This is a genomic window from Barnesiella sp. CU968 (assembly GCF_905219685.1).
Taxonomy (GTDB): domain Bacteria; phylum Bacteroidota; class Bacteroidia; order Bacteroidales; family Muribaculaceae; genus Lepagella; species Lepagella muris_A.
Genome location: NZ_CAJMXD010000406.1, coordinates 1 through 2,544, shown reverse-complemented (window position 1 = coordinate 2,544; position 2,544 = coordinate 1). Strand labels below are relative to the sequence as shown.

Below are 2,544 nucleotides of genomic sequence, written 5' to 3'. Positions count from 1 at the left end.
TTCTTATTCTGCCCTTTTCCGCGTGCGACAGAAGTAAATCCGTTTCCGCAGCCACTTCCGGCATAGAGCAAAGCGATTCTATCCCTGAAGAGGTGAAAAAGTTGGTGAGCATTGTCGCCGAGGACGACAGCGCCGCATTCTCGACCATAGTCAGCTATCCCCTGTCGAGACCTTATCCTCTTAAGGATATCGAGACGTCCGAACAGATGAGGCAATACTATTCGGTTCTTGTCGATGATTCCCTCAAGAGCGTGATTGTCACATCACGTCCGGAGGACTGGGAAAAATACGGATGGCGGGGATGGGGTCTCAAAGGTGGCGCATATGTATGGCTCGACACCGAAATATACGATGTCAGTTATCTTTCGGCAAGAGAGCGCATGATGCTCGACAGTCTCACCGCTCGCGACATGGGGAGCATAGAGGAGCCTCTCAGAAAGGGATGGTCGCCGGTAATGTGTCTCAAGGGTATGGAAAACGGAACCGTATATCGCATTGATTCCAGCCATGATAGTCATGACGGTACGGAAGAACCCTGTTATCGCATGCTGGTGTATAATGTCGGATCTCAGCTCAGCGGGAAACCGTCGATGATTCTTACGGGACACAAGGAAACCGAAGGCTCTGCCGGAACAGCGACTTATTTCTTTGTTTCGGATGATGGTGTAAAAGCTGTGTATATGGCTGATATTCCCGATGGCTCGCAGCCACAGATAGAGTTCTGTTTCCCCGCTTCTGAATGTGATTCGCTCGTGCATGTCTCGCGTGCCTACTGGCTCGATCTGGAAACAGATTCCAAAACTGATCGACCGTGATACCGAAGTGTAATGAAAGGAGAACATATGAAAGTTCCGTTGATGGTTTCAATGGAACTTTTATTTATTCAGGTTCATGTATTGCCTGACCGGAATATGCGCGCTCAGTTACGTTGTCTCAAGGCTTATTGTGAGAAATTTCACGATACCCAGGAAAATAACGGGTTCAGGATTCTTTATATATGCTTTCCACGGGTTGTATGTCACTTTGTGTGTCAAGGCGGTCTTGCTTGTCATCAAGCCTGACAGTTCATTAGGTTATGTGGGTTGTTATGTTGCGAATTTTTTTTGTCATGTATACGCTGTCTACTTGCGTGTTTTACGCCCTGAAGAAGTTAGTTCCAGGGGTTTTGTCGGTCATGTGCGGAGGGAGGACAGGTTAACGTTTCAAGTGGAATTTGTTAAAAACTGCAATGACGATAAAAATTATTTGCAAATTTCTGAAAAATTATCTAACTTTGCAGAAGCAATCCGGAAAGGTTTGCGACTTTAAATAAATTTTACCTTCAAATGGAAGGGTGGGTGAGTGGCTTAAACCACCAGTTTGCTAAACTGACGTAGGAGCAATCCTACCACGAGTTCGAATCTCGTCCCTTCCGCAAAGTCAACGCCAAATGCTTATAACCAAAGCATTTGGCGTTAATTATTATAATCTTACGTTAATTATTATAATCTTAAGAGCAGAATTGTTTTGAATAAGCACAGTTGTAAATACGGTTTTCTGCTGACTCGTTTTATGATTGCGGGTCTGTTGTTTATGGTCTGCATGTGTGGAGCTTCCGCCGCGGAATGGAGACTGCATCCCTCTTTCGACAGAACGCCTGTCAGAATAATCGACACTCCTGAGAATACGTATTTTCTTGTTCATCAGCAGATATACAATAAAGCGTACGGCGGATATGATTTCCCTTCTCTTACGCTGTTCCGCTACGACAAGAATGCGGCTGACAGGGGGATCACGCCGCTGGTGCATGATGTGTCGTTGTCTTCAGCCGATATGCGTCTGGCGGCATATTCCCCGGCGGGACACTTTGTCATCGTGGCATATGGAGACGGAACGATGGATATTGTCGATGCCGACGGTCGCGTTACGGTAATCGATGATCTGGAGAAATCATCCGCCCCGGGAGCGTCTGTGATAAATTCCGTGACATTCGACCCGGAAACCGGTAACGCGTGGATTGCTACGGATGCCGGCTATGCGGTTGTGGATGCCTCTACCCACAGTCTGTCTGAGTCTGTGATTATGGACACCGGGCTTGACAGAATCTGCGGTGTCGGGAAATATGTATTTGCCCATCGCGGGGGTGAGGTGTGGCTGTGCGAAGGGGAGTGTCCCGGAGATTTCTCGCTGTTCAGTAAAGTGACGGAATCAGGCAATGTTTCTGCGATGATTCCCTTGTCGGAGACGCGGTTCGCATATATAGAGGGAACTCCGGGTAATGACAATCGTCTTGTTTGCTGCGAACTGACTGAAGGAAAGTGGAATGCCGCCGAACTTTGCAGAGATTCATTCCATGCGCTCGATGCCGGGTCTGCGGTGACAAACCGTTATGAATCCAATATATTGCCGAACAGAGACGGCTATCTTCTGTTCTCCGGCTCAAAAGTGTGGCAGCTACGGAGAGATGCCGGGCATGGGGAGATGTGTGTGGAGTCCGCCTTGACAGAGGGGATGTCCTCGCCCGTAGGTTCATGGGATTTCGAGAGTTTCTGGTCGTATTGTGAC

At 48.0% G+C, this 2,544-nt stretch carries 3 protein-coding genes and 1 tRNA gene; 3 read left to right on the top strand and 1 reads right to left on the bottom strand.

The window, feature by feature from the left end; translation table 11 throughout:
• Positions 1-815: hypothetical protein (locus JX312_RS12135; protein ID WP_204458157.1), on the top strand; the 815-nt coding region annotated here is incomplete at its 5' end.
• Positions 816-923: 108 nt separating this feature from the next.
• On the opposite strand, the gene JX312_RS14240 is transcribed toward JX312_RS12135, so the two are convergent.
• Complete coding sequence (locus JX312_RS14240; RefSeq protein WP_255563923.1) at positions 924-1,052, bottom strand: hypothetical protein; 129 nt, start codon at positions 1,050-1,052, stop codon at positions 924-926.
• Between the two features lie 275 nt (positions 1,053-1,327).
• Here JX312_RS14240 and JX312_RS12130 point away from each other — a divergent pair.
• Positions 1,328-1,414: transfer RNA gene (locus JX312_RS12130), tRNA-Ser, on the top strand.
• Between the two features lie 137 nt (positions 1,415-1,551).
• The coding region (locus JX312_RS12125) for a hypothetical protein (protein WP_204458155.1) at positions 1,552-2,544 on the top strand (993 nt) is incomplete at its 3' end.

Coding starts and splice junctions, on each gene's coding strand:
- JX312_RS14240 (WP_255563923.1), bottom strand. CDS start 1,052: ATGACAAGCAAGACCGCCTTGACACACAAAGTGACATACAACCCGTGG.